A 6,640-nucleotide genomic window follows, 5' to 3' on the forward strand; every position below is an offset into this window, starting at 1 on the left:
TTTTTTTGTTCATGTTCCGGCAACCACCGAGATCTCCACAAGGCTATTCGTCGGCAGCGTCAGATGTGTATAAGAGGCAGGCCCAGGCCCCAGAGCAGCGCCTGCGACGGCTCCACCTGGCCCCCGCCCGCCTCCACCGCGCACGCCTCGCGCGTCACCACCCAGAGCCGACCGGAGAGCTCCTCGGAGGACTCGAGCGCCCGCAGCGCGGAGACCACGCTGATGCAGTGCTCCCGGGAGCTGCTCCTCAGTGTCCCAGGCGACTCCACGCCTGGCACCTCCAGCCCCCACAGGTGCACCACGCCCGCGCGCGGCAGGTTCCCCGGGAAGCTCTCCCGCCACAGCTTCGCCAGCGCCACGCCGTCGGCCGGGTCCACGGCCAGGGCCCCCGGCACGGACGAAGCGCCCGCGTAGACCTTCACGTGCGGCACACCTCGCTGCTCCAGGCGGGCGGCGAGCGCCTCGCCCACGCCCCCCTGGTCGCACAGCAGCATCCACGCGCCCGGAGTCCCCTCACCCGGGCCGCTCGCGGTCGACGCTTCCCAGCGCACCTGGAGCAGCGAGGCCGCGTCCAGCGCCGTCGCCGCCACGGCGCCGTCGTGCGCGGGGGCGCTGTCCGAGCGCTCCACCGGAAGCCGCGCGGGCCCGGCCGGCCAGTAGCGCTGGCGGCGCCACGGGTAGGTGGGCAGCGCGACCTTGCTCCGCGAAGGCTCCGGGTCCACCGCGCGCCAGTCCACGTCGTGGCCTTGGAGGAACAGCCGCCCCAGCGCGCCCAGCAACTGCTCGGCGTCCGGACGTCCCTTGCGCAAAGAGGCAATCCACGCCGCCTGCTCGCCCAGGCACGCCCGGCCCAGGCCCAGCAGCGTCGCGGTGGGCCCCACCTCGACGAACACATCAATGCCCAGCTCGCGCAGCGACTCCATGCCCTGCTGGAAGCGCACCGCCTCGCGCGCGTGGCGGCGCCAGTACCCCGGCGCGCCCAGCTCCCCTGTCCCCACGGGCCGGCCCGTCACGTTCGACACGAGGGGAATCGCCCCCGGCAGCGTCCTGACGCGGGCGGCCTGGGCCTCCAGCGCGTCGAGCATCGGCGCCATCAGCGGCGAGTGGAACGCGTGCGAGACGACGAGCGCCTTGGTGCGCACGCCCTGCGCCTGGAGCTCCGCGTCGAGCCGCGCGAGCACCGCGCCCGCGCCGGACAGCACCACCTGGCCGGGCGCGTTGAGGCAGGCCAGCGACACCTGGTCCAGGTGCGACTCCAGCAACGGCCGCACCTGGGCCTCCGTCGCGAAGACGCTGAGCATCGCGCCGCCCGCAGGCAGCGCCTGCATCAGGCGGCCCCGCTCGGCGATGAGCGTCAGGCCGTCCTCCAGCGACAGGTGGCCGGCGACGACGGCGGCGGCGAACTCGCCCACGCTGTGGCCCATCACCGCGTGCGGCACCACCCCCCAGCGCATCCACACCTGCGCCAGCGCGTACTCCAGCGCGAACAGCGCCGGCTGGCTGTACTCCGTCTGGTCGATGGGGGAGTGCGCCCCCTCGGCAGGGAAGAGCACGGGCAGCAGCTCCATCCGGGGCCTCAGCAGCCGCGCGCACTGGTCCAGCGCGTCACGGAACACCGGCGATGTCGCGTACAGCTCCCGGCCCATGCCCACGTACTGGCTGCCCTGCCCCGTGAAGAGGAAGGCGATCCTCGGAGCCCGGGGCGCCGCCTCGCCCGAGGCCACCGCGTCCGAGACCTCGCCCCGGACGAAGCCTTGCAGCGCCTCCGCCAGCGCCTGGGTCGACCCGCCCACCACCACCTGCCGGTGCGCGAAGCGCGCGCGCGTGGTGTTCGCGGTGAAGCACACGTCCGCCGCGTCCAGCTCCGGGTGCGCGGACAGGTGGCTCGCGTACTGACGCGCCTGCTCCGCCAGCGCGTCCTCCGACTTCGCCGTCAAGAGCAGCAGGTGCGAGGCCGGACGGCCCGGCGCCACCGAAGGCACCGCGCGCGCGGGGGCCTCCTCCAGCACGACGTGCGCGTTCGTCCCGCTCATGCCGAACGAGCTGACGCCCGCGAGCCTCCGCTTCTCCGAGCGGACCCACGGCAGCGCGCCCTCCGCCGGGATGACGAAGGCCGTGCCGTCCATGCGGATGCGCGGGTTGAGCCGGGTGAAGTTCAGGTGCCTGGGGATGCGCTCGTGCCGCATGGAGAGCACGACCTTCATCAGCCCCGCGATGCCGGCCGCGGACTCCAGGTGGCCCAGGTTCGTCTTCACCGACGCCAGGGCGCACCGGCTGCCGTCCGCCCTCGGCGCGCCCACCACCTCGGCCAGGGCCTCCACCTCGATGGGGTCCCCCAGCGACGTACCCGTGCCGTGCGCCTCGATGTAGCCGATGGCGGAGGGCTCCACCCGCGCGTTCGCCAGCGCCTGACGCAGGAGCGCCTGCTGCGCGAGCACGTTGGGCGCCGTCAGCCCCGTCGAGCGGCCGTCCTGGTTGATGGCCGAGCCCCGCACCACCGCCAGGATGGTGTCTCCCTCCGCCTGCGCGTCCGACAGGCGCTTGAGCACGATGACGCCGCAGCCCTCGCCGCGCACGAAGCCGTTGGCCCACGCGTCGAAGGTGCTGCACCGCCCGTTGGGTGACAGCGACTGGGTGCGCGCGATCATCTCCGTGCTCAGCGAGTCCAGGATGAGGTTCACCCCGCCCGCGAGCGCCAGGTTGCACTCCCCCAGCCGCAGGCTCTGGCAGGCCAGGTGCACCGCGACCAGCGACGACGAGCACGCCGTGTCCACCGCGAGGCTCGGGCCCTGGAGGCCCAGCACGTAGGAGACGCGCCCGGGCGGGAAGCAGTGGCCGTTACCCGTGATGTAGTAGGTGTCGAGCTGGTCCGCCCCCATGGGCAGCACGCGCTCGTAGTCGTTGCCGGTGATGCCCACGAAGACGCCGGTGGACGAGCCCAGGAGCTTCTCCGGGTTCTGCCCCGCGTTCTCCAGCGCCTCCCAGCTCACCTCCAACAGCAGTCGCTGCTGCGGGTCCAGGCTGGCCGCCTCGCGCGGGGAGATGCCGAAGAAGTCCGCGTCGAAGCCGTCCACCTCCTCCAGGTAGCCGCCCCAGCGAGGCGTGCCCGTCTCCGGCCCCTGGCGGCGCGACGCCGGCTCGCGGCGCACGGCGTCCCGCCCCTCCTCCAGCAGCTTCCAGTACGCCTCGGGCGAGTCCGCCCCGCCCGGGAAGCGGCACCCCATGCCGACGATGGCGATGGGCTCGGTGCGCGCCTTCTCGTACGTGTCGAGCTTCGCCTGTACCTTCTGCATCGCGAGCACGGCGCGCGCCATGCGCTGCTTCAGTTCGTTTTCCTGGGTCGCGTCACTCACGATTCGTTCTCCAGAGCGTTCAGCGCATCGTCGAAGAGGTCCAGCAGGCGCTCATCCGAGAGGACCGCCAGCTCCGCGGCGGACTCCTCGGCCGGGCGCTCCCGGCCCTCATTCGACGGCGAAGGGGTTGCGGGCTCGCGCACCGGCGCGAGCTCCAGTCTTTCGAGGAGGTGAGCGCTCAGGGCGCCCAGCGTGGAGTACGTCCACAAGAGCGTCGCGGAGAGCTTCATCCCCAGGGACGCCTCGACCCGGTTGCGCAGCTCCAGGCTCATCAGCGAGTCGAGCCCCAGGGCCCGGAACGGGTCCGCCCGTCCCACGCGCAAGGGCTCCAGCCGGAGCACCTGGGCGACTCGCTCGCGCAGGTGCGCCTCCAGCAGCTCCAGGCGCGCGCCCGGCTCCGCCTGCTTCAGCGCGGCCAGGAAGTCCGAGCCGGGACGGGCCACCTCGCCCCGCCCCTCCGCGCTCAGCTCGGACCAGACGCGCAGGGGCGCCACGGACGGGAAGAACTCCAGCCACTGGCGCACGTCCAGGCGCACCGCGGCGACCTGCGTGGCGCCCTCGTCGAGCAGCCGCTGGAGCAGCGCCTCGCCCTCGTGCGCCATGAAGCTCGCCATGCCCTGGTACGCCAGGCGCTCGCCCCGGTTGGACTGCGCGGCGGCCAGCCCCACGTCCGCGAACGGGCCCCAGTTGACGCTCAGGGCCGGCAGGCCCACCGCGCGCCGGTGGTGCGCCAGCGCGTCCATCGCCGCGTTCGCCGCCGCGTAGTTGCCCTGGCCCGGCAGCCCCAGCAGCGACGCCACCGACGAGTAGAGGACGAAGAAGTCCAGCGGCGCGTCGCGCGTGAGCTGGTGCAGGTTCCAGGCGCCACGCACCTTGGGCGCCATCACCGTGCGCAGGTGCGACGTCGTCAGCCCCGCCAGGGTGGCGTCCTCCAGCACGCCCGCGCAGTGCAGCACGCCGCGCAGGGGCGGCAGCGCCCCGCTCCGCGTCGGTGCCAGCGCGGCCCCCAGCTGCTCCGCGTCCGAGACGTCCGCCCGGGCCACCTCCACCCGCGCGCCCCGCGCCTCCAGCTCCGCCAGCGTCCGGCGCGCGGCGTCGGACGGCGCGGAGCGGCCCATCAGCAGCAGGTGACGCGCGCCGTGCTCCACCAGCCACCGCGCCGCCGACAGGCCCAGGCCGCCCAGGCCGCCCGTCACCAGGTACGTCCCGTCCGCGCGCACCCGGAAGCCCGCGCGCGCGGGGGCCACCGTCAGCGCGGGGTCCTCCATGCCAATGACGAGCTTGCCGGTGTGCCGCCCCTGCGCCATCTCGCGGAAGGCCTCCGCCACGCGCGAGGCGGGGAAGCGCTGGTACGGCAGGGGCCGCAGCGCGCCGGACTCCACCTGCTCCATCACCTCCTGGAGCAGTCGCGCGAACAGCGCCGGCTTGCGCTCCTGGAGCCCCGCCAGGTCGATGGCGGTGTACGAGATGCTCTTGCGGAACGGCGTGAGCGCCAGCGCCCGGCCGTCGTAGATGTCGCGCTTGCCGACCTCCAGGAAGCGGCCCTCCGGGCCGAGCAGCTCCAGGCCGCGGGGGATTGCTTCACCCGAGAGCGAGTTGAGCACCACGTCCACGCCCTCGCCGTTCGTCAGCCGCGTCACCTCGTCGGCGAAGGCCAGCGTGCGCGAGTCCATGACGTGCGCGATGCCCAGGGCGCGCAGGAACTCGCGCTTCTCGGGCGTGCCCGCCGTGGCGAAGATTTCGGCGCCCCGCGCCTGGGCCACCTGCACCGCCGCCAGCCCCAGGCCTCCAGCCGCCGAGTGAATGAGGATGCGCTCCCCCTGACGCAGCCGTCCCAGGTGCTCGAGCGCGTACCACGCCGTCATGAAGACGAGCGGCACGGTGGCCACGTCCTCGGCGCTCAGGCGCTCGGGGTACGGACGCACGAAGCGCGCGTCCGCGAGGACATGCGAGGCCAGGCTGCCCCCGGCGACCGCCACCACGCGCTGTCCCGGCACCAGGCCCGTGACGCCCTCGCCCACGGACACCACGCGTCCGGCGCACTCGCCGCCCAGCGAGACGGGCCCCGGCGGCAGCCCCGGATAGATGCCCATCGCCTTCATCACGTCGATGAAGTTGAGGGCCGCCGCCTCCACCTGGACCTCCACCTCGCCGCGTCCCGGACGCCGCCGCTCGGACACGCGCGCCACCAGCCGGTCCAGCACGCCGGGCGTGGGAATCTCCACCCGGAAGGCGCGCCCCGCGGCGGGGAGCCTCGGCTCGACGGACTCGCCCGAGGACTCCACCGGGAGGCGCCGCGCCAGCCGCGCCGCGTGCCGCCCCCGCGCGCGCAGGGCCACCTGCTCATCCTTCGCGCCACAGAGCAGCTCGGACGCCAGCGCCGGGGCCACCGCCTCCGGCTCCAGCTCCTCCACGTCCACGCAGGTGCACCGCAGCTCCGGATGCTCGTGCGACACCACGCGGCCCAGGCCCCACAGCGCGCCTTGCACCGCGCACACCCGGCGCTCCTCCCCCACGGCCTGAGCGCCCCGCGTCACCAGCCACAGCCGGGGCGGGGCGCGCCAGGCCGCCCGCGTCAGCTCCTGCACCAGGTGCAGCGCGCCGCCGCACCACCGCTCGGCCTCGTCGCTTGCGCGCGCCCCGGTCACCTCCACCTCGGCGGCCTCCAGCGCCCACAGGTACACCACGCCTCCACAGGGCGCGCCGTCCGGAAACGCCTCCGCCAGCAGCCGCCGGAAGTCCTCACGCGAGCCCGGCGCCACCTCGAATTGCCCGGCCCCCAGCTGGCGGAAGCCCGTCCCCGCGGCCACCCGCACGCACCGCTCGCCTCGCGCCTCCAGCTCGCGCGCGAGCGCGGCGCCGTGGCCCTGTCCCTCCATCAGCACGAGCCAGGGCGCCCCCGCGGAGGTGGACGTCGCGGGCGCCGCCACGCGGTGCCACGCCAGCTCGAAGAGCGCCCGGTCCTGGGCCACCTGCCGCGCGTCGCGCTGTCCCACGAGCGGCGCCAGCACCAGGCCTCGCACCTCGGCCACGGGCAGCCCCTCCGCGTCGAGCAGCCACACGTCCGCCTCCCGGAGGGACTCACCGGCGACGGGCTCCGCCACGCGCGCGTGGGCCCAGCGCACGGGCGTGTTCGCGCGCGACACCGCGAAGCGGCGCACCCGCACCGGGACGTGGGTGCCGCCACCGGAAGGCAGCGCCTCCAGGAGCACCTGGAGGCCCGCGTCGAGCATCGCCGGGTGCAGCCCCCGCGCGGCGCCCAGGGACTCGGGCACCTCCAGCCGCCC

1 protein-coding gene is annotated in these 6,640 nt (G+C 74.6%); it reads right to left on the minus strand.

From position 1 onward, the window contains the following. Window positions 1–3,349: 3,349 nt before the first annotated feature. A partial coding sequence (locus HV824_RS34460) for an SDR family NAD(P)-dependent oxidoreductase (RefSeq protein WP_176425157.1) occupies window positions 3,350–6,640 on the minus strand: 3,291 nt, incomplete at its 5' end.

This window comes from Myxococcus sp. AM009, from assembly GCF_013372605.1.
GTDB lineage: Bacteria > Myxococcota > Myxococcia > Myxococcales > Myxococcaceae > Myxococcus > Myxococcus vastator.